General features: G+C 72.2%; 20 protein-coding genes. 12 read left to right on the top strand and 8 right to left on the bottom strand.

Features of this window, described 5'->3' with window-relative positions; translation table 11 throughout:
* Nucleotides 1-14: 14 nt before the first annotated feature.
* On the bottom strand, nucleotides 15-716 hold the full coding sequence (locus ACH47X_RS06540; protein ID WP_397402550.1) for a helix-turn-helix domain-containing protein: 702 nt from the start codon (nucleotides 714-716) through the stop codon (nucleotides 15-17).
* A gap of 51 nt (nucleotides 717-767) precedes the next feature.
* Here ACH47X_RS06540 and ACH47X_RS06545 point away from each other — a divergent pair, with 51 nt between their 5' ends.
* On the top strand, nucleotides 768-1169 hold the full coding sequence (locus ACH47X_RS06545) for a RidA family protein (RefSeq protein WP_397402553.1): 402 nt from the start codon (nucleotides 768-770) through the stop codon (nucleotides 1167-1169).
* Between the two features lie 17 nt (nucleotides 1170-1186).
* Here the strand turns inward: ACH47X_RS06545 and ACH47X_RS06550 are convergent, their stop codons facing one another.
* Together ACH47X_RS06550 and ACH47X_RS06555 are read right to left on the bottom strand one after the other, a co-directional pair.
* Nucleotides 1187-1813 (bottom strand): LysE family transporter, encoded by a 627-nt coding sequence (locus ACH47X_RS06550; protein WP_020014453.1) that lies wholly within the window; start codon nucleotides 1811-1813, stop codon nucleotides 1187-1189.
* A 500-nt stretch (nucleotides 1814-2313) separates the two neighbouring features.
* The gene (locus ACH47X_RS06555; protein ID WP_397402556.1) at nucleotides 2314-2799 is read right to left on the bottom strand and encodes a DUF1269 domain-containing protein; all 486 of its coding nucleotides are present in this window, start codon (nucleotides 2797-2799) and stop codon (nucleotides 2314-2316) included.
* Nucleotides 2800-3066: 267 nt separating this feature from the next.
* Between ACH47X_RS06555 and ACH47X_RS06560 the strand changes: the two genes are divergently transcribed.
* The 3 genes from ACH47X_RS06560 to ACH47X_RS06570 all read left to right on the top strand — a co-directional run bounded on the left by ACH47X_RS06560 (nucleotide 3067) and on the right by ACH47X_RS06570 (nucleotide 6259).
* Complete coding sequence (locus ACH47X_RS06560; RefSeq protein WP_397402558.1) at nucleotides 3067-3567, top strand: hypothetical protein; 501 nt, start codon at nucleotides 3067-3069, stop codon at nucleotides 3565-3567.
* Between the two features lie 98 nt (nucleotides 3568-3665).
* Nucleotides 3666-5522 carry a LamG-like jellyroll fold domain-containing protein gene (locus ACH47X_RS06565; RefSeq protein WP_397402560.1) on the top strand — a complete coding sequence of 619 codons (1857 nt, stop codon included), beginning with the start codon at nucleotides 3666-3668 and terminating at the stop codon, nucleotides 5520-5522.
* 83 nt (nucleotides 5523-5605) lie between these two features.
* Nucleotides 5606-6259 carry a hypothetical protein gene (locus tag ACH47X_RS06570; RefSeq protein WP_397402562.1) on the top strand — a complete coding sequence of 218 codons (654 nt, stop codon included), beginning with the start codon at nucleotides 5606-5608 and terminating at the stop codon, nucleotides 6257-6259.
* A gap of 67 nt (nucleotides 6260-6326) precedes the next feature.
* On the opposite strand, the gene ACH47X_RS06575 is transcribed toward ACH47X_RS06570, so the two are convergent.
* On the bottom strand, nucleotides 6327-6809 hold the full coding sequence (locus tag ACH47X_RS06575) for an NUDIX domain-containing protein (RefSeq protein WP_397402564.1): 483 nt from the start codon (nucleotides 6807-6809) through the stop codon (nucleotides 6327-6329).
* Nucleotides 6810-6868: 59 nt separating this feature from the next.
* On the opposite strand from ACH47X_RS06575, the gene ACH47X_RS06580 reads away from it, so the two are divergent.
* Both ACH47X_RS06580 and ACH47X_RS06585 read left to right on the top strand, forming a co-directional pair.
* A complete protein-coding gene (locus tag ACH47X_RS06580) occupies nucleotides 6869-7405 on the top strand; it encodes a DinB family protein (RefSeq protein ID WP_397402566.1) in 537 nt (178 codons plus the stop codon).
* 420 nt (nucleotides 7406-7825) lie between these two features.
* The gene (locus tag ACH47X_RS06585; RefSeq protein ID WP_397402887.1) at nucleotides 7826-9649 is read left to right on the top strand and encodes an HNH endonuclease; all 1824 of its coding nucleotides are present in this window, start codon (nucleotides 7826-7828) and stop codon (nucleotides 9647-9649) included.
* A gap of 50 nt (nucleotides 9650-9699) precedes the next feature.
* Here ACH47X_RS06585 and ACH47X_RS06590 read toward each other — a convergent pair whose 3' ends face one another.
* Complete coding sequence (locus ACH47X_RS06590; RefSeq protein ID WP_397402568.1) at nucleotides 9700-10716, bottom strand: MBL fold metallo-hydrolase; 1017 nt, start codon at nucleotides 10714-10716, stop codon at nucleotides 9700-9702.
* Between the two features lie 51 nt (nucleotides 10717-10767).
* On the opposite strand from ACH47X_RS06590, the gene ACH47X_RS06595 reads away from it, so the two are divergent.
* From ACH47X_RS06595 to arfB, 3 genes are all read left to right on the top strand, one after another.
* On the top strand, nucleotides 10768-11694 hold the full coding sequence (locus ACH47X_RS06595; RefSeq protein ID WP_397402570.1) for a LysR family transcriptional regulator: 927 nt from the start codon (nucleotides 10768-10770) through the stop codon (nucleotides 11692-11694).
* A complete protein-coding gene (locus ACH47X_RS06600; protein WP_397402572.1) occupies nucleotides 11691-12590 on the top strand; it encodes a serine hydrolase in 900 nt (299 codons plus the stop codon). The genes ACH47X_RS06595 and ACH47X_RS06600 overlap by 4 nt, the downstream gene beginning before the upstream one ends.
* A gap of 62 nt (nucleotides 12591-12652) precedes the next feature.
* Nucleotides 12653-13099, top strand: a complete 447-nt coding sequence (gene arfB, locus ACH47X_RS06605) for an alternative ribosome rescue aminoacyl-tRNA hydrolase ArfB (RefSeq protein WP_397402574.1) — start codon at nucleotides 12653-12655, stop codon at nucleotides 13097-13099.
* Nucleotides 13100-13113: 14 nt separating this feature from the next.
* Here the strand turns inward: arfB and ACH47X_RS06610 are convergent, their stop codons facing one another.
* From ACH47X_RS06610 to ACH47X_RS06620, 3 genes are all read right to left on the bottom strand, one after another.
* Complete coding sequence (locus ACH47X_RS06610; RefSeq protein WP_397402576.1) at nucleotides 13114-13569, bottom strand: hypothetical protein; 456 nt, start codon at nucleotides 13567-13569, stop codon at nucleotides 13114-13116.
* 85 nt (nucleotides 13570-13654) lie between these two features.
* Nucleotides 13655-14590 (bottom strand): pyridoxamine 5'-phosphate oxidase family protein, encoded by a 936-nt coding sequence (locus tag ACH47X_RS06615; RefSeq protein WP_397402578.1) that lies wholly within the window; start codon nucleotides 14588-14590, stop codon nucleotides 13655-13657.
* 78 nt (nucleotides 14591-14668) lie between these two features.
* Complete coding sequence (locus tag ACH47X_RS06620; protein ID WP_397402580.1) at nucleotides 14669-16156, bottom strand: helix-turn-helix domain-containing protein; 1488 nt, start codon at nucleotides 16154-16156, stop codon at nucleotides 14669-14671.
* Between the two features lie 172 nt (nucleotides 16157-16328).
* Between ACH47X_RS06620 and ACH47X_RS06625 the strand changes: the two genes are divergently transcribed.
* From ACH47X_RS06625 to ACH47X_RS06635, 3 genes are read left to right on the top strand one after another with little or no spacing between them, the layout of a single operon-like run.
* On the top strand, nucleotides 16329-17378 hold the full coding sequence (locus ACH47X_RS06625; RefSeq protein ID WP_397402582.1) for an amidohydrolase family protein: 1050 nt from the start codon (nucleotides 16329-16331) through the stop codon (nucleotides 17376-17378).
* Nucleotides 17375-18118, top strand: a complete 744-nt coding sequence (locus tag ACH47X_RS06630; protein ID WP_397402584.1) for an iron-sulfur cluster assembly protein — start codon at nucleotides 17375-17377, stop codon at nucleotides 18116-18118. The genes ACH47X_RS06625 and ACH47X_RS06630 overlap by 4 nt, the downstream gene beginning before the upstream one ends.
* Nucleotides 18115-19149 (top strand): NAD(P)-dependent alcohol dehydrogenase, encoded by a 1035-nt coding sequence (locus tag ACH47X_RS06635; protein ID WP_397402586.1) that lies wholly within the window; start codon nucleotides 18115-18117, stop codon nucleotides 19147-19149. The genes ACH47X_RS06630 and ACH47X_RS06635 overlap by 4 nt, the downstream gene beginning before the upstream one ends.
* The last annotated feature ends 22 nt before the right edge of the window (nucleotides 19150-19171 follow it).

A 19171-nucleotide genomic window follows, 5' to 3' on the forward strand; every position in this document is an offset into this window, starting at 1 on the left:
GAAGATTTCCGCCATCATCGGCCGGCCAGGATCCGGGCCGGCGTCTGCCCGTGGAATGCGCTCAGCGCCCGGGTCAGGTGTGCCTGGTCGGCGAAACCGCACCTGGCCGCGCACTCGGCGGGAGCCACTCCGCGCAGCAGCAGCTCGAAGGCCTCCCGGGCACGGGCGAGCTGCGCGATCTGCTTGCCCGTCAGGCCGGTGGCGGCGCGGACCCGCCGCTGCCGGTGCCGCTCCGAGTACCCGACGTCCTGGCCGGACAGCACCCGCCGCACGACGTCGTCCGAGTGCAGGAGACCGAGCTCGAGCAGCCGGTCGACGAACGCCTCCAGCTCGCCGTACTCCGGGAAGGCGACCCGGTGCCGCCCGATCGTGACGTGCTGATCCTCGACGGTCAGCCGCTGCTCCCCGCCCAGCAGCAGCCGCTTGCTCACGCCGGGCACCACGACGTGGGCCTTGAGCTGCACGCCCCAGCTGTGCTCGCCGACCGTCGAGCTGATCCAGCGGTGCCCGAGGGCCGGACCGGCAAGGCCCGCGGCCTGCTCGCCGTCCGGCTGCCGGGCGAACCACAGGTCCCAGTACTCGACCGCGGGCGTGAGGTAGCGCTCGTCGCGCGTGGCGCGGGCCTGCCACACGCACTCGACGTCCGGCGAGTCGGGATGCCGCTCCTCGTACATGCCACCCTCGGCACCCGGAGCGTCGTCGGCGTCAGCGGTCATGCCTGGAACCCTGCCACGTCGAGTGTCAGTGTCCAGTGGCAGCATCGGGACATGGAACGGATACAGCGTCTTCGACCCGAGGGGCTGGTCCACAGCCCCGCCTTCAGCCACGTCGCCGTCGTCCCGCCCGGCGCCACCACCGTCTACGTCGGCGGGCAGAACTCCGTTGACGCCGAGGGCGCGCTCGTCGGCGCCGACGACGTGGCGGCCCAGTCCGCCCGTGCCCTGGAGAACGCGGGCGTCGCGCTCGCTGCCGCCGGGGCGACCTTCGCCGACGTCGTGCAGTGGACCGTCCTCTTCGTCGACGGCGTCGACCTCGCCGCTGCCTACGGCGCCATCGCGCCGGTGCTCGCCGCCGAGGAGCCGCCGCTGGTGCTCGGTGCGCGGGTGGCTGGGCTGGGGGTGCCGGGCGCGCTGATCGAGGTCAGCGCGGTGGCGGCGGTGGTGCGGTAGACCAGCCTCCCCGCCGGTCAGTGCATGACCGCGAGCAGCGCCCCGACCCCCACGAACAGACTCCCGAACACCCGGTTGACGACCCGCGACCCCTTCTCCCCCGACGTCAGGCGGCCGAGCCCGCGCGCCGTCGTCGCGAAGAAGAACCACATGACCACGACGTCGATGACCACCACGGTCGCGGCGAGCACCGCGTACTGGCCGAGCAGCGGGCGGTCCGGCTGGACGAACTGCGGGACGAACGCGAGGAAGAACACGACCGCCTTGGGGTTCATGAGGTTCACCAGGAGCCCGCGCCGGAACATCGACCCGGCGGGCTCGGGCAGCCGGACGCCGCCGTCGGCGTCCGCACCTGGACCGGTCCTGGCCAGGAACTGGCGCACACCGAGGTAGACCAGGTAGGCGGCACCGGCGTACCGGATGGTGTCGAAGAGCCACGGCGTACCCGCGACGAGCACGCCGACCCCCGCGGCGACGATCACGAGGTGCACGAGCAGCGCCGCCTGCTGCCCGAGGATCCCCCAGATCGACCGCGCCCAGCCGGACGTCATGGCGTTCGACATCGTGTTGATCGCGCCCGCTCCGGGCGTGAGGGAGATCAGGACGCCCGCACCGACCAGGGCGAGCCAGAGGGAGAGCGGCACGGCGGTCAGCCTACGGCCAGACCGGACGCTTCCGGCACAGACCCTTTAGCACAACGCTAATGATCCCGCGCTTTACGCACTAATATCCCATTCACGTTGCACTGTCCGTGTCGTGTACTTAACGTATGTAACGCGAACACCGTTCGACTCACGGGAATCGTCCCGTGATCCCCATTTCATGAAAGGCATTCGCTCACATGAGCCTCATCGACATCGTCTCGAACCTGCTCGACAACCTGGGCCTGACCCTCGAGCAGATCCTGTGCCTGCTGGGCCTCTGATCTGGCATAACACCGCCCGGATCACCCGGTAGCGGTCGCTGGTACTCCTCCCCCAGCAGGCGAACGCCCCTCGCGGACCACCGCGAGGGGCGTTCGTTCTTCTGCGCTACGCACAATGGGTTGCGTCCACGCAATCATGGTCGTTTCGACTGGACAGCCCAGCAGGTCACGTATAAAGAAATGACCGATCATTTCGACGACCGGAATCACCCGGGCAGATCAGGTTCCGAACGTCTCCAGCAGCGTCGACCGTTCCGCGTCGGTGAGGTTGGTGGCGACGAGCGTGCCGCGCATGCCGTGGAAGCGCTCGCCGACCCGGTCGAGGTCGCCGTCCTGGGTCACCGCGAACAGCGCGGACGTGCCGACGGTGACCTGTTCCCGGATGGTCTCGAGCTGCTTCCGGTCGATGCCGACCGCCTCGGTGTGCTTGGCCAGGGCGCCGATCGCAGCGCCGGCGGCGACGCCGACGACCGGGACGAAGAACAGGCTGCCGAGGAGCAGCCCCCAGAACGCACCCCACCCGGTGCCGCGCCACTCGTTCTCGTGCGCCTGCTTGGTGGTCGGGGTCGCCTGCCCGACGGGCCAGGACACGACGGCGTGGTCGAGCACGGTGATCAGGCCCTCCGACGCCGCCTGCTTGAGGTTGGCGGCCGCCGCCTGAGCGCCCCCAGGATCGTCGAACTTCCAGACAGTGAACGTTGTCATGGTGATCTTCAGCCTTCCGGACGGTCGAGCCCCCGTCGTCCGATCGTCGCACCGGGGTGCACGCCCCGCTTGCCGAACTCACGACCGCTCGTGACCTTGCGCCGGACGCAGAGCCTGGCATTTCGGGTACGTCCGAAGACTGTTGCGATGGCGGGAAACACTCACGACGGTGATGTCGACGGCCCAGTCATCCGTGTCTACGGATGCGTGTCCACCAAAGGAGAATCTCAGATGCGATCCACGATCAAGTTATACGGAACTGGGTGCGTGCTCGCCCTGTTGCTCGCGGGAACAGCGGGAACCAGCACGATCGCCCGTGCCGAGACAGGTCTCCCCGAGCCGACTGCGCGGACCGCACAACAACTGTCCGCGGACGATATGGCGGCTGCACGCACGATCGCCGTCCAGCCCGATCGATTCGCGCCGCTGGTCGGCGGCCCATGGAGCAATCCTGCCCCCGCTCGGTTCTACACCAATCAGCCTGACACGGTGCCGGCCTGTGGCGTCGGGTACGCGTGCATGAAGATCAAGGCTGGTTCGCAGTCGTGGTACACCGACTTCTGGTACTACGACTACGGCGTCTATGCCCTGGAGAACTGGATCGGCGCGGGTTGGCTCAACAACCGACAGACGGGCGGGGCAACCCTGCGCACCTATACGGAGTCCGGCACCGTGATCAAGTGCTACCCCAGCAATTCGAACGGAGCAGTGTCGCGACCTAACTGGAGCCCGGTCTACTACATATCCCTCCTCCCCCAGCGATGCTGAGACCGCGCCCACTCGCCGTGACGGGCCACGACTGAATCGTCAGCCGCCGTTCGGACTCGCTTCACCCCTGCGCCAGCCGGCCCGGCCACGATGCCGACGTGGAAAACAAGCTCTCGCGCCGCTCCCTGCTCCAGGCGGCAGCGGCCGTACCGATCATCTCCGCGGCTTCGGCCGCCGTGGGCACGACGTCGGCGTCCGCCGCGCCGCTGTCCGCCGCGCCCCAGGGCGGGCGGCCGGACGCCGCCGCCGCGCGGTTCACGATCGCCGTCCTGCCCGACACGCAGTACCTCCTGGACGACGGCGGCTCCGACGCCGAGCCGGTCCGGGCGACGCTCCGTCACCTCGTGCGCGAGCAGGCCCGGGACAACATCGTGTTCATGACCCAGCTCGGCGACGTGACCGAGCACGGCACCGCCACCGAGATGCGCGCCGCGAGCCGCGCGTTCGAGGCCGCGGGCCGCCTCCCGTACAGCGTGCTGGCCGGCAACCACGACGTCAGCGGTGACGACCAGCGCGGCGACTCGCCGTACCTGCGCACGTTCGGTCCGCAGCGTTTCTCCCGGATGGGGACCTACGGCGGCTCTTCCCCCGACGGCTACAACAGCTACCACGTGGTGCGCGGCGGCGGGCGCGAGTGGCTGGTCCTGGCGCTGGACTGGCGCCTGTCCGACGCGGGACTCGCCTGGACGCAGGGCGTGCTCGACCGCCACGCCGAGCTGCCCGCGATCCTGACCACGCACGACCTGGTCTGGGCCGAGGACAACGGCACGGCCCACCTCTCCGACAACGGGCAGCGCCTCTGGGACCGTCTCATCAAGGGCAACGACCAGATCTTCCTCGCGCTCGGCGGGCACTACTGGCCGTCCGGCCGCACCACCCTGACCAACGACGCGGGCCACCCGGTGCACCTGCACATCACCAACTACCAGGACCGTTACTACGGCGGCGCGGGCATGGTGCGGTACTACGCGTTCGACCTGGTGCGCGGCGTGATCGACGTCGAGACGTTCTCGCCCTGGCTGCTGGCCAAGGAAGAGCCCACGCCCCTGGAGGCGGAGCACGTCGAGCTGAGCGGCGACGTGGACCGGTTCACCGTCGAGATCGACTTCGACGAGCGGTTCGCCGCGTTCGCGCCCCCGGTTCTGCCGGCGCCGCGTCCGCCGTCGGCCGTCATGCCGCGCGGGACCGTCGCGTACTGGCGGTTCGACGAGGCGGGCCTGGCCACCGCGGGGTCGGACGGCGCGCCAGTTGCGCCCGGCACCGTCGCCCGCGACCTGACGGGCAACGGGAACGACCTGACCTCCCAGCTGCTGCACGCCAGCGCCCCGGAGGCGCTGACCTGGTCGGCGGAGCACCACGACGCCCAGCCGGCCCGCGCCAGCCTGCGGTTCGACGGCGGCAAGTCTCCCGACCGCGGCGCCGTCCTGCGCACCGGGCCGGACGCGCCGGTCAACAGCGCGAGGTTCGAGTCGGGCTACACGATCGAGACGTTCCTGAAGCTGCCGGAGCCCTTCCAGGGCGACCACTCCTGGATGGGCATCCTGAGCTGGGAGGGCCGGGCGGGCGACGCCGGCAAGCACAGCGGCTGGTCCGACGACGAGGCCACCTGCAGCCTGAACCTGTCGGGCGAGCGGTTCCTGCAGTTCGTCGTCTATCCCGTCCCCGTCGACGCCGACCCGACGTCGTGGAGCCACGCGATCCCGGTGGGCCGCTGGATGCACGTCGCGCTCGTCAACGACGGCCGGCACACGGTGATGTACGTGGACGGCTCGAAGATCGCGCGCAACGCGGCCGAGGAGTCCCGCGGCATCTCCACGCTCGGCAAGCCGTTCGCGATCGGCGGCACCCAGTCCGCCGAGCGCTACGGGCAGGGCTTCTACGGCTGGATCGGCGACACCCGGATCGTCTCCCGCGCCCTGCGGCCCGACCAGTTCCTCACCGCCGTGACGGGCTGAGACGCCGTCCGACCTGCGTAAACATCTCTCGGATCTTTTCCGGGTGGCACAACCTTCCACCCGGCCGCTGCGTCGTAGGTGGTATGAGACACACACACGAGAAGGCACGTTCCATCGTCCTGACGGCCGGCCTCGTCGTCGGCCTCACGGCGGGGGCGGCGACGGCCGCCGTCGCCGCCCCCGCACAGGCGGCATGCTCCGCCGTCGCCGCGCACGCGCCGAGCCACGTGGCGGACCCGCCCGGCTGCGACCCGGTCGGCATCCCGATCGAGCTGGGCGAACCCACCGACGGCGCGACCGACACCTGGCAGTCCACCGAGACGGACGGCGTCGGCTACAAGCTCCCCGCCGACTGGACCGGTCGCGCGATCGTGGGCGACGGCGGCGCCGGCCACGAGTGGGAGTCACCCGAGACCATCTACTCGGACGAGTTCGGCGACCTGCACTGGCGGATCCTGATGCAGTCGCCCTTCATCGACCAGGAGATGCCCGACCCCGAGGTGCTGAACGAGCTCGGGTGGTACGCCTCGTACATCGACATCGAAGGCGCCTCGGAGGCCGTGCTCACGGCCGCGCAGACCGAGCACTGGGGCGCCCCGGGCGTCGAGACGATCGACTTCCAGGTCTTCGTCCAGTCCGAGGAGACCGGCGTGGTCAGCCGGTTCATCGGCGAGCTGCCCCCGGGCGAGGAGGGCCAGTTCCTCCTGGACAACTTCGTGCCGACGATCGAGCCCTGATCCTGGGGTGAGCTGAACCGAGGCGGGTCCCGGCAGGGGCCCGCCTCGTGGTCTCCGGGGTCGAGGCTCAGCCGGCGAGGTGCTCCGTGAGCCGGTCGACGAAGGCCGCCTGGGCGCTGACGACGACGCGCCGCGCGTCATCGGGGGCAAACCAGGCGACGCGGTCGATCTCGGGGACCTCGATCCGCCTGCCCGACCGCGGCGGCCACTCGACCTCGACCATGTTGCTGCCGATCTGAGCCAGATCGGGCCCGGGCCGCGGCCACTCGCGCGCCCACGCGAGCACCACCTTGCCGGAGCGCTGCCGCACCTCGCCCAGGTCGATGTCGGGGGCCGACGGCGCCGGCAGGTCCAGCCCGAGCTCCTCGCCCGCCTCGCGCAGCGCCGCGGCGTGCGGCTCCTCGCCGGGTTCGAGCTCGCCCTTCAGCACGCTCCACGAACCGGCGTCCTTGCGGGCCCAGAACGGCCCGCCCATGTGGCCCAGCAGCACCTCGAGGCCGCCGCCGGGCAGCCGCCGGAAGGGCAGGAGGCCCGCGCTCGTCGTCGCCATGGGTCCCAGTCTGGGTGCTCGCGGCGTCGTCGCCACCCCGACGCCGCTACGGTTCCGGGATGAGGACGATCACCGACCCCGCGGACCGCTTCGACATCCCGTTCACCGCCGACGAGAAGCGGACCCTGCTCGGGATCCTCGCCTTCCAGCGCGACACGCTGCGCTGGAAGTGCTCCGGGCTGAGCAGCGAGCTGCTCGCCTACCGCCACGCCCCGAGCACGCTCACGCTCGGCGGCCTGCTCAAGCACCTCGCGGTGATCGAGGCGGCCTGGGTCAACGTGACGTTCGCGGGGACAGTCGAGACGCCGTCCTGGTACACCCAGTACGAGGCGCAGCGGGAGCGCACCGACTGGACCTTCGCCACCGCCGTGGACGACTCGGCCGAACAGCTGCTGACCTGGCTCGACGAGGCGCAGCGGGTCACGGAGCGGGTCGTCGCCGAGGCGGACCTCGACGCGATCGCCCAGGAGCCGTTCTGGGACGGCGAGCGGGCCACGCTGCGATGGATCCTGCTGCACCTGGTCCAGGAGTACGCCCGGCACCTGGGGCATGCAGATCTGATCCGGGAGGCGATCGACGGGTCGGCGGGGATCTAGGTCGTCGGCGTCAAGGGTCCGTTGCTGTGCAGGGGCGGGCTGGGGCGGCGGGTGAGGTGCTGGTGCTGGTGCTGGTGCTGGTGCCGGTGCTGGTGCCGGTGCCGGTGCCGGTGATAGCTCGTGTTGGCGCGGTCCGGGTGGTTGTCCACAGGGCGCGCAGCCGGGTTCTGCTATTGGCAGAGCGGGCCGATTCGACGAGCGGTGCGTACAGGTGTGCGATATGTTGGTGGCATGACGCGAACCGGTGAAGTACCAGGACGAGCAGGCAGGGAGGCTGCTCGATCGGTGCTGCCCGGGAACGAGCGGGGACTGCCTGGTGGGGCGGTGCTGCCCGGTCGTGCCGGGACGTCCGGTGCGGCCGCGACTGGCGGGGCCGTCGATGTCGCAGGGGTGCGGACGGTGCGGCGGGTCCTGGCGGAGATGATCTTGCCTGGTGCCACTGACACTCCCGCCGGCGTACCCGGAGTGGTGCAGGCTCAGTGGGTGGACCTGCTCGGTGAGCTGGAGGCGCTGAAGAACGCGGTCACCGCTACCCAGGCCCGGCTGACGGTCGCCCTGGACGAGGCGACCCGCGCTGAGGAGGCCCGGCAGAGCATCCGCACGGAGCGGCGTGGGCGTGGTGTGCCCAACCAGGTCGGCGCGGCGCTACGGGTCAGCCCGCACGCAGGGGCCGGGTTCGTCAGCACGTCTCGGGTCTGGGTCACCCAGATGCCCCACACGTTCACCGCCCTGCAGACCGGGGTCCTCTCGCAGTGGCGGTCCACGCTGTTGGTGCGGGAGACGTCGCACCTGTCGCTGGAGCACCGGGCCCTGATCGACGAGGAGATCTGCGGCCCCACCCACCTGACCGAACTCGCGACGATGAGCACCCGACGACTGATCGCCCGGATCAAGGAACTCGCCGCCCGACTCGACGTGCACGCCTGTGTGAACCGCAACGCGAAGGCGGTCTCGGAACGCCGGGTCTCGATCCGCCCGGCACCCGACCTGATGGTCTACCTCACCGCGCTGGTACCGATGACCCAAGGAGTCCAGGCCTACGCCCAGCTCAAGACCCACGCCGACGCCGCCAAAGCGGGCGGGGACGGTCGTGGGGTGGGTCAGATCATGGCCGACACCCTCATCGAACGCGCCACCGGACGCGAACCGGGTCACGCGAATGATGTGCCGGTGACGATCAACCTGCTCGTCTCCGACGACACCCTCCTGGCCGCCGGTGGCCAACCGGGTGTGGTGGTCGAGGGCACCCCCGCAGGTGTGGGTGTCGTCCCGGCCCCGGTGGCCCGCAATCTCGCAGCGCACGCGATCGAGACCGACACCGCCTGGTTGCGGTCGATCTACGTCAACCCGCACGGCCGGCTCCTGGCCACGACCTCGACATCGCGGTTCCACCCGCAGGGCCTGGCGGCGTTGTTGCGGGCCAGGGAACAGGGCATCTGTGCCACCACGTGGTGTGACGCCCCGGTCCGGCACACCGACCACATCACCCCACACGCAGAAGGCGGCCCGACCAGCCTCGACAACGGGCAAGGCCTTTGTGCCAGGTGCAATCACGCGAAGCAGGCCCCCGGCTGGTCCCAGAAGACCACCGACCTCAACGGCCTCCACGCGGTCGAGACCATCACCCCCACAGGGCACACCTATGTCTCGGTCGCGCCCGCGCCACCTACACCGGCCAGGACACGGGTCACGGCACCCGCGCGTGACGCGTCCTCCGCGCCTGGCGTGCCCTCGGTGCGTGCCACTGCCTCAGCGCGTGAGGTAGCACCGATCACGGGCACTGACAGGCTCGGCAACGCGTCGGCAGACCGGCCGGCACCCGTCGCAGATGCCGAGACGCCCGGTGACGCGCCCGCAACCGCAGTATCGGGACCGGCCCTCGACCCCGACCAGGCCGGGAACCCCGTAACGGCGGCTCTCGCGTCAGCGACGGGCGGGTCCGACCATGTTCCGGACGCCTCGCCGACCCGCGACCGGACCGCGACCCCACCCTGGACCCCCGCGGTCGGCATGACCGGCCCCGCGCCCGGTCGCATCCCACGCAGCCGCTACTCGATCGGCTGCCAGACCGCACCGGCCCGCGGCCCGATCCCGTACCGGCCGAGCCCGCCGCCCCGCCAACTACGCCCGGCGCAGCAATCACACCTGGCCCATCAACCGCTCAACCGGCCAGCCAACCGGCCGTCCGGCCGAGCCCGCCCCTGGTCCCAAAGGCCCGACCTCTCCTGGGCCCACCCCAGCTGACAGACGCAGCACCGAACCGACGTCCCGTCACCCGCAGCGCCCCGCCCCGGTCACAGGAGGTCGAGCGGCGTCCCGTACTCCGGCTCGACGACCCGCGTGCGCGGTGAGAGCCGGCGGATCTGCTCGGTGAGGTCGCGCATCCGGGTCCGGGTGGCATCGCTGGTGCGCGGCGGGTTGGCCAGCGGCGTCTCGAAGTCGTCCCAGTGCACCAGGACGATCTGCTCGGGCTGGTCCAGCACGGTCAGCAGGCGTTCCGCATAGCCGGCGGTCACGTCGGTGCTCGGCACGGGCAACGCCACGGTGTCGACGCGCAGGCCCCGCAGCGCCTGGTCGTCGTAGTCGCTGCCGCCGAGCAGCAGCACGGACCTGCCCTGCGGCGACCGCAACAGGTAGGACAGGGTGTCGCCCTCGGGCAGGTCGGCGATCGTCCGCGGCCGAGCCGGCCTCTGGGTGCGAACGCCGGGAAACAGGAGCGCACCGGTCGCGGTCCGGCTGTGCAGCGACGGCACGACCCGCACCACCAGATCACCCAGGCGCATCTCCTCGCCGCCGCGCACCACGGCGAGCTGCCCCTGCGGCACACCCATGGCCAGGGCCAGGTGGTAGCCGGTCAGCGTCGTGAAGACCATGGCGCCGCGGGTACGGGCCAGGTGCGGCACGTCGGCGAAATGGTCCCAGTGGGTGTGGGTCACCAGGATCGAGTCGACGACACCGTCTGCCGAGCCGGCCCGGCCCAGCGCGCGGTCGAGGGCAGCGGCGTCGACCCTCAGCCTGGCGGTCGCGGCGAACCTGCCCGCGGCGAGGCCGGTGTCGAACCGCGTCACGTACGGGTCGAGCAGGACGGTCGTGGCCGGCGTCCGGATCTTCCAGCCCGAGGTGCCGAGCCAGGAGAACGAGGCGAACCCGCTCGGCGCGGCGGCCGGCCGGGTCTCGGACGCCGGGGCGGCGTCCGCCGCCAGCGCGCGGGTTCCGGCGACGCCGCCGAGCACACCGAGAGCTGCGGTGCCGGCGCTGGTCATGAGGGCGCGGCGGCTGAGGCCCCGCGTCGGGGAGGTGGGTGTCGTCATGACGCACACCCTCCGCGGACGGCGTCGGGAGAGTCAAAGAGTCTTGTGGACGTGACCCGAGTCGATCTCGATATGGTGCCCGGTTACGCTCCCGAGGTGGACCTGCTGCGGCACCTGGGCTTCTTCCGCGCCGTCGCCGACGTGCGGCACTTCGGCAACGCCGCCGCCGACCTCGGCATGACGCAGCCGCCTCTGTCCCAGGGGATCCGCCGCCTGGAGCGGCACCTCGGCGTGCGCCTGTTCGACCGGGACGCGCGCAGCGTACGGATCACCGCTGCCGGGCGGCAGCTCCTCCCCGCCGCGCGCGACCTCCTCGACGCCGCCGACGATCTCGTTGCCGCCGCCCGCGACCTCGCCCTGCCCGAGCAGGTGCGCCTCGGCATCGCCGCCGACCTGGAGGACGCCGTGCCGGGACTCCTGCGCGACCTCGCCGCCGACGGGACGGCCGTGGCACCGACCGTCGCGGGCAGCGTCGAGCTGGTCGACCTGCTGCGGGACGGGCTGCTCGACGTCGGCGTGGTGCGGCACCCGGGGGTGCACGACGGCCTCACCGCGGGCGAGGTGCTGGTGGTGCCGACCCGGCTGGTCGGCGCCGAGCCGGCCGGGGACGAGGGCACAGTCCTTGCGCAGGTCACTCTCCCCGTCGCCGTCCCGCCACGACATCACCAGCCGCCGGCGCACGACCAGCTCGTGGACGCACTACGGCGGGCCGGGCACAGCGGCGCCGTCGTCGAGGCGCGGGATGCCGCCCAGCGTCAGGCACTGATCGCGGCGGGTACGGCGGTAGGGCTGTCACCCGTCGTGGACGGCGCGGCCGGGCCGGCGTGCCCGCCGCTGCGGCTCCGCGTCGTGCTGCCCCACGTCACGCGACGGCGGCCCGAGGTGGACCACGACGCGGTGGCCGGGGCGATCGCAGCGGGCCTCGGGGCGGCGTCGAACGGCCCGCGGCAGACGACCCTGCCCGGCCCGACCCGATGACACCCGCCGCCCCGGACACCGTCGCGGCCCTCCGGGCCATCGCCCGCGACGCCGGTGTCACGGCCCACGTCCACGCGACCCGGCTGACCGGCCCGCCCGGGACGACGTCTCTCGTCGCCACCGAGCCGGTCGCGATCGCCTCCCTCTACAAGCTGCCGCTCGCCCTGGTCTGGGCGGACCTCGTCGCCGAGGGCCGGCTCGCGGCGGACCAGCCGGTCCGCCTCGCGGCACCGAACCGGATGCCCGGCCCGACGGGCGTGGCGATGCTGCTGGACGACGTCACCCTGAGCGCACGCGACGCCGTCCGGCTGATGCTCGCCGTGTCGGACAACGCGTGCGGCGACGCCGTGCTGGACCTGGTGGGCCGCGACCGGGCGCACGAGCACCTGGCGCGGCTCGGGCTCCCGGAGTCCCTGGTACGGCAGGGGTCCGCCGAGGAGACGCGCGCCGTCCTGCGGGACACCGGGACCGACGGCTGGGCCGCCGCCCAGCGAGTGCTCGCCGACCCCGACCGGGCCGCAGAGACCTCCCAGTACGACCCGGCCCTGGCGAGCGCGGCGACGGCGGCGCAGCTCGCGCAGGTGCTGCGCCTGCTGTGGTCGCGCCCGGGCGGGCCCCACGACACGGTGCGCGACGCGCTGGCCCACCAGGCATGGCGGCACCGGATCGGCAGTGGATTCCCGCACGACGACGTCCTGCTGCTCGGCAAGACCGGTTCCCTCGGCCGCCTACGGCACGAGGCGGCGGTGGTGCGCTTTCCGCACGAGCACCCGGTCGGCGTCGTGGTGCTGACCCGTGCCGCCCGGCCGGAGCGGCACCTGCCCCGGGTCGACGCCGCGATCGGTGAGCTGGCTCGGGTCGCCGTCGGCCCGCTACGGCTGGCCGACGACGAGTGACGTCCCGCTGTGCGCGGCCAGCGGTACGTCATGTAGTGCGACCAGTGCGGGACGATAGCCACATGCCCTCCCCCGTCCGCCCCGGCCTTCCCGTCACCCCCGCCCTGACGATCCCCCGGGCCGAGCTCACCGAGCGGTTCTCCCGCGCCTCCGGGCCGGGCGGCCAGGGCGTCAACACGACGGACTCGCGCGTCGAGCTGTCCTGGGACGTCGGCCGGTCCGCCGTCCTGCACGACACCCAGCGCGCCCGGCTCACCGAGCGGCTGGCGAGCCGGCTCGTGGACGGCGTCCTGACCGTCGTCGCCTCGGAGAACCGGGAGCAGCGGCGCAACAGAGACGCTGCCGCCCTGCGCCTCGCCGCGCTCGTCGCCGACGCGCTGGCTCCCGGCCCGAAGGCGCGCCGCGCCACGCGGGCCACCCGGGGCTCGCAGGAACGGCGGCTGACCGCCAAGAAGCAGCGCTCGGACACCAAGCGGCTGCGCTCCTCCAAGCCCCGGCGCGAGGACTGAGACCCGTCCGGAGATCAGCAGACGGTGGCGCTCACGTGCACCCAGCCGGTCTCCACGGAACCACCCGACTTGGGCTTCCACTGGAGCTTCGCGCTGCCGACCACGTCCGTGCCGCAGGACATGTCGAACGCGGGTGTCGCCAGGGCGTCCGAGACGTCTTCGTAGGGGAAGTTCTGCTTCACCGGGTAGAACGTGATGCTGGGCGGGTTCGTCCAGTCCTTGGTGATCGTGATGTCGGTCTCCACGATCCGTACGACGTAGTCGCCCGGCCGGCTGGCGTCGTCCGACACCGATCCGCGCACGTAGACGGTCCCGTTGGAGTTCTGCCGGATCGACACGCAGCGGTCGACCCGATCCCCCACGCAGTGCCCGGCCACGCGGGTCCACGCGCTGGCAGGTGCCGCCGTGAGCACGGTCGCCACCAGCGTCAGTCCTGCCACCGCGGCAAGCGTCCTCTTGATCCGGTTCATGCGATTCCCCCTGTCTCGCGGACGCCCTATCGGCGTCCCCGTCACGGTCCAGCCTGCCTGCGCGGGGGAACTTCCGCACGCAAAGTCATCGAGCCGCGTCGATCGTCGCGTGGATCGCGCCGAGCTCCTCCCAGGCCACCTGCGGCCGCTCCAGGCCGCGCTTCGCGAGGTAAGCCGCCGCCCGGGCGCGCAGGCCCCGCACGAACCGGAACGGCGTCAGCAGGCCCGCGGTCCGCACCCCGTCCACGACCCGCTCCGGACGGAACACCAGGCCCTGGTCGCCCTCGACGAGCTCGCCCAGCACGACGAGGCTGCGGTTCCCGGCCAGCAGCTCGTCGTGGCGGTGGAACAGCAGGCTCGCCGGGCCCGGCCGCGCGTCGGTGCCGGGCACCAGCAGGCCGCCGTCGACGGCCTCGGGGACCACCCGGTCGAGGGTCGGCAGACCGGCGTCGTCCAGCCGGGCCAGGACCCCGCTGGTGAAGTCGCCCAGCTCCTTGGCGAACGGCGCGGGCAGGCCCGGCATCGCCGGGACCGAGAGCGGCCGGACGGTGTCCGGCAGCGGCTCCCGCACCGCGACGGCGGCGGGCGTCACCGTGATGATCAGCCGCATGTAGTAGACGTCGAGAAGACGCCGGGCCAGCCGCCCGGTCGACAGGGCGCGCGACGACGGCTGGGCCGCCGCGATCCGCCGCCACAGGTCGGCGTTGCGCGCGAACGAGGTCACGACCTCGTCCGGGCACTCGGCCTCTCCCTGGAGCAGCACCTGCCCCACCTGGTCGAGGCCGCTGCCCGTGGGGTCCGAGAAGAGCACGGCGACGCGCGGGTCCCGCCGCACGTTGAGGGCCTTCTGGGCGAACCCGATCGACGTCGACAGCACGAACGTCCCGTCGTCGGGCCGCCACACACCCGAGACCGGCCACGCGACCGGGGTGCCCGACCGCGAGACGGTGGCCACCTCGCACGTGAGATAGGACGAGATGACTTTGGCTGCGACCGGGGCGACCAGCTGGTCGTTCTGCATTGATGATCTCCGTCTGGGAAAGGGGCCCTGACCAGGCAGCGGACAGAGTATCGGGGCTCGGCACGCCATCGACGGCGGCTACCCCCGCGGCACCTGGATCCCGTACTGCGCGACCTTCCGGTACACCGTCGCCCGGCTCATGCCGAGCTCGTCGGCCGCCGCTTGCATGGACGTGCCGTGCCGGCTGAGCACCCGCACGATCTCGTCCCGCTCGAACGCCTCGATCCGCGACAGCCGGCGGGACGTCCCGGACAGGACGCCGGGCGGCAGGTGCGCCACGTCGACGACGTCGGACCGGGCCGCCGCGAAGCGGACGGCGTCGGTCAGCCCGCGCACGTTGCCCGGCCACGGGTGGTTGCCGAGCGCGCGCTCGGCCGCACGCGTGAACGTGATCTCGTGGCCGCGCAGCCGGCGCGCGACCTGCCGGGCCAGCGGGAGCACGTCGTCAGGCCGGTCGCGCAGCGGCGGTACCTCCACCAGGGACCCGACCAGGGACGCCAGCGGGGCGGGGATGCCCTCGAAGCTCTCGGCGGTGATCGCGAACCCGACGCGCCGGGCCGCGTCGTCGCCACCGTGCGCGCGGGCGGCGAGCACCAGGTCGCGCAGCCGCTCGGCGGCCCAGAGCGGCAGACTCTCGACCCCGCGCAGGATGACGGCGGTGTGCGGCTTGTCGAGCTCGGGGGTCCAGAGGTCGAGCCAGGCGTCGATGTCCTGCGGCGCGGGCGCCCGGGCGGCGAGGATCCGGTCCCCCGGCCGCACCGACCGCTGGGCCTGGGCGAGCAGCGTGGCCCGGCCGGACCCGGGCTCACCGACCGCCGCGACGACGCGCCCCTCCGCCACGCCCGAGCTCGCCCGCGCGAGCGAATCGGCCCACGGCGCGGACAGTCCGTCCAGGGTGCCGGCGCCCGGCTCCAGCCGGGGCTTCTCGATCCGAAAGACCTCGCCGCGCGGCTGCGGCCGCGGGTGCTGCCCGCGGGACCGGGCGAGCATCAGCGCGGCCGTGGTACCGGCGGCCGACTGGGCGAGTGCCAGCAGCAGGTCGTTCGACGTGTCCGACCAGGTGGTGAGGTTGACGGCGCCCTCCACCCGCCCGGTCAGCGGGTCGAGCACGGGCGCGGCGGCGCACGTGTAGGTGCACAGGCTCAGGGCGTAGTGCTGCTCGGCGCGCACCACGGTGGGAGCGCGGTCCGCGAGCGCCAGCCCGAGCCCGTTGGTGCCGGCCTCGCGCTCGGCGTAGGAGAACCCGGGCGCCAGGTGCACGGCGTCCAGGGCGCGCAGCAGGGAGCTGTCGCCGCTGAGCCGGTTGAGCACCAGGCCGTCGGCGTCGGTGAGCATCAGGCTGACCGGTTCGTCGACGAGCGTGCGGTGCAGGTTGGTCAGCACCTCCTGGCCGCACCGGTAGAACAGCGACTCGTCGTCGTAGGTGCCGGTGAACACCGGCTCGACGTCCTCCAGCGGGACGCCGTACTCCTCGCTGCGCTGCCAGGAGTCGAGCAGGCGCTGCGGCATGGTCACGACCGGTGCGTCGTGCAGGCGTGCCCGCTCGGGCAGGTGCCCCTCGCGCATCCGAGCCTCCGTCGGTCCGTTCTGGCGTGCGGGCCACGCTACCGCCGGGCCCCGCATGCCGCCGTCGGGCCGCCGTCTCAGATTGAGACACCGGACCCCTGCCATACCGCCCGGCCCGCGCATACGTTCGCGGCAGTCGGTGTCGACGAGGTCACCGAGGACGGAGAACAGCATGTACACCAAGGACGGCGAGCGCTACTTCATCGTCGACGCGCACATCGCCCTGTGGGACGCGCGGCCGGAGAACCAGCGCAACATCCATGGCAAGCAGTTCATCGACTGCTTCTACGACTACCACTCGAACCTGTCGCCGGAGGCGGAGAAGTGGCCGTACGAGCAGTACCTCTACCAGGGCGGCGAGCGCCTCATGCGGGACGTGTTCGAGCACGGCTACGTGGACCACGCGATCTTCCAGCCGGCGCACCTGGGCGAGTTCTACGTCAACGGGTTCGGGCAGACCGAGGAGGCGTTCGCCCTGGCCCAGGCCAACCCCGGGCGCCTGACGTACAACCATCACTTCGACCCGCGCAACGGTGAGGCGGGCCTCGACCGGCTGCGGGCCGACGCCGAGCGGATGAACCTGAAGGGCGTGAAGCTCTACACGGCGGAGTGGCACGGCGAGTCGCGCGGGTACAAGCTCAGCGACCCGTGGGCGTACCGGTACATCGAGGCGTGCCGCGAGCTGGGCATCACCAACATCCACGTCCACAAGGGCCCGACCATCCGGCCGCTGGACCGGGACGCGTTCGACGTGGCCGACATCGACCACGTGGCCTCCGACTTCACGGACCTGAACTTCGTGGTGGAGCACGTGGGCCTGCCGCGGCTGGAGGACTTCTGCTGGATAGCCACGCAGGAGCCGAACGTGCACGGCGGCCTGGCGGTCGCGATGCCGTTCATCCACACGCGGCCCCGCTACTTCGCGCAGATCATGGGCGAGCTCCTGTACTGGGTGGGCGAGGACCGCATCCAGTTCTCCTCCGACTACGCGCTGTGGACGCCGCGCTGGCTGGTCGAGGCGTTCGTGGACTTCCAGATCCCGGAGGACATGTCCGCCGAGTACGGGCCGATCACGACGGCGCAGAAGAAGAAGATCCTCGGCCTGAACGCCGCGAAGATGTACGGGATCGAGGTGCCAGAGGAGCTGCGGCTGCCCGACGCCGACGAGCCCGACTCCGGCCCGCGCGAGCCGGAGCAGGCGGATCTGGCGGTGGCGCGATGAGCACGCTGACCCGGGCACCCGCCCCCGCCCCGACCGAGGCCGACGTGCGCCGCGCGCTGGACGCCGTCATGGACCCCGAGCTCGACCAGCCGGTCACGGACCTCGGGTTCGTGCGCTCGGTCGCGCTCGACGGCGGCCGCGTCGAGGTGCACCTGCGCCTGCCGACGTCGTTCTGCTCGCCGAACTTCGCCTACCTGATGGCGTCCGACAGCAAGGACGCCCTGGCCACCCTGCCCGGCGCGACCCACGTGGTCGTCGAGCTCGACGACCACCACGACTCGGCGATCATCAACGCGGGCCTGGCCGCCGACGCCGGGTACCGGGGCACCTTCCGGCACGAGGCGGAGGAGGGCCTCGACGAGCTGCGCGAGACGTTCCGCCGCAAGGCCCACACGGCGGCGATGGAGCGGGCGCTGACCGCGGTACTCCGAGAGCGCCCGGACCTGCCGGAGACCGAGCTGGCCGAGATCCGTCTCTGGGACCTTCCCGGCGACGCGACGACGGCGGCGCTGCTCCGCCGGCGCGCGGCGGTCGGGCTGTCCAACGCCGCCGACGCGCTGGTGCTGGTGGACCACGACGGCGTCGGCCACGCGCCCGAGCAGGTGCCCCTCGTGCTGCGCCGGGCCCGGTCCACGCGCATCTCCGTGGACGGCAACGCCCACTTCTGCCGCGGGCTGCTGCGCACCCGCTACCCCGGTTCGGAGAAGGACCAGTCCCCCATGAAGGAGCACACCCCATGAGCACGATGCGCGCCGTCCAGGTGGTCGGCTACCACCGGAACCTGGAGCTGACCGAGGTCGCCGTCCCCGAGCCCCGCGGGCCGTTCGACGTCGTCGTGAAGATCGGCGGGGCGGGGGTGTGCCGCACCGACCTGCACATCCTCGAGGGGCAGTGGGCGCAGAAGTCCCAGGTGGTGCTGCCGTACACGATCGGGCACGAGAACGCGGGGTGGGTGCACGCCGTCGGCAGCGCGGTGACGAACGTCGCCGAGGGCGACAAGGTGATCGTGCACCCGCTGATCACCTGCGGCCTGTGCCGGGCCTGCCGGTCGGGCGACGACGTGCACTGCGAGACGAGCGACTTCCCCGGCATCGACACGAACGGCGGGTACGCCGAGTACCTGCGCACCTCGGCGCGCAGCGTGGTGCGGATCGACGACTCGCTGGAGCCCGCCGACGTCGCCGCGCTCGCCGACGCCGGCCTGACGGCGTACCACGCCGCCGCGAAGGCGGCCCGGCGGCTGACGCCCCGCGACCGGTGCGTGGTGATCGGCGCCGGCGGCCTGGGGCACATCGGCATCCAGGTGCTGAGGGCGCTCACCCCGGCCGAGCTGATCGTCGTCGACCGCAACGCCGACGCGGTCAAGCTCGCCCGGGAGATCGGCGCCCACCACGGCATCGTGGCCGACGGCGGGCACGTGGACGCGGTGCTCGCGCTGACCGGCGGGCACGGCGCCGAGGTGGTGATCGACTTCGTCGGCGAGGGCGGAGCGACGTCGGAGGGGCTGCGGATGCTGCGCGAGGCCGGCGACTACCACGTGGTCGGGTACGGCGAGAACATCGACGTGCCCACGATCGACGTCATCTCCAGCGAGATCAACATCGTCGGCAACCTGGTGGGGTCGTACAACGACCTGTGCGAGCTGATGGTGCTCGCCGCCCGCGGCGCGGTCACGCTGCACACGGCGAAGTACGCGCTCGACGACTTCCAGTCGGCCATCGACGACCTGGACGCGGGCCGGGTGCGGGGGCGCGCCATCCTGATCCCGTGAGCCCGGGCGGGTGCGACCCACC

The sequence above is a fragment of the Promicromonospora kroppenstedtii genome (assembly GCF_044389675.1).
GTDB lineage: Bacteria > Actinomycetota > Actinomycetes > Actinomycetales > Cellulomonadaceae > Promicromonospora > Promicromonospora kroppenstedtii.

Excerpts from the sequence above, each read along its gene's own strand:
- ACH47X_RS06545 (WP_397402553.1), top strand. The coding sequence starts at position 768 with ATGGAACGGATACAGCGTCTTCGACCCGAGGGGCTGGTCCACAGCCCC.
- ACH47X_RS06600 (WP_397402572.1), top strand. The coding sequence starts at position 11,691 with ATGACACCCGCCGCCCCGGACACCGTCGCGGCCCTCCGGGCCATCGCC.
- ACH47X_RS06570 (WP_397402562.1), top strand. The coding sequence starts at position 5,606 with ATGAGACACACACACGAGAAGGCACGTTCCATCGTCCTGACGGCCGGC.
- ACH47X_RS06580 (WP_397402566.1), top strand. The coding sequence starts at position 6,869 with ATGAGGACGATCACCGACCCCGCGGACCGCTTCGACATCCCGTTCACC.
- ACH47X_RS06635 (WP_397402586.1), top strand. The coding sequence starts at position 18,115 with ATGAGCACGATGCGCGCCGTCCAGGTGGTCGGCTACCACCGGAACCTG.
- ACH47X_RS06625 (WP_397402582.1), top strand. The coding sequence starts at position 16,329 with ATGTACACCAAGGACGGCGAGCGCTACTTCATCGTCGACGCGCACATC.
- ACH47X_RS06555 (WP_397402556.1), bottom strand. The coding sequence starts at position 2,799 with ATGACAACGTTCACTGTCTGGAAGTTCGACGATCCTGGGGGCGCTCAG.
- ACH47X_RS06575 (WP_397402564.1), bottom strand. The coding sequence starts at position 6,809 with ATGGCGACGACGAGCGCGGGCCTCCTGCCCTTCCGGCGGCTGCCCGGC.
- ACH47X_RS06620 (WP_397402580.1), bottom strand. The coding sequence starts at position 16,156 with ATGCGCGAGGGGCACCTGCCCGAGCGGGCACGCCTGCACGACGCACCG.
- ACH47X_RS06610 (WP_397402576.1), bottom strand. The coding sequence starts at position 13,569 with ATGAACCGGATCAAGAGGACGCTTGCCGCGGTGGCAGGACTGACGCTG.
- ACH47X_RS06540 (WP_397402550.1), bottom strand. The coding sequence starts at position 716 with ATGACCGCTGACGCCGACGACGCTCCGGGTGCCGAGGGTGGCATGTAC.
- ACH47X_RS06615 (WP_397402578.1), bottom strand. The coding sequence starts at position 14,590 with ATGCAGAACGACCAGCTGGTCGCCCCGGTCGCAGCCAAAGTCATCTCG.
- ACH47X_RS06630 (WP_397402584.1), top strand. The coding sequence starts at position 17,375 with ATGAGCACGCTGACCCGGGCACCCGCCCCCGCCCCGACCGAGGCCGAC.
- ACH47X_RS06590 (WP_397402568.1), bottom strand. The coding sequence starts at position 10,716 with ATGACGACACCCACCTCCCCGACGCGGGGCCTCAGCCGCCGCGCCCTC.
- ACH47X_RS06585 (WP_397402887.1), top strand. The coding sequence starts at position 7,826 with ATGATCTTGCCTGGTGCCACTGACACTCCCGCCGGCGTACCCGGAGTG.
- arfB (WP_397402574.1), top strand. The coding sequence starts at position 12,653 with ATGCCCTCCCCCGTCCGCCCCGGCCTTCCCGTCACCCCCGCCCTGACG.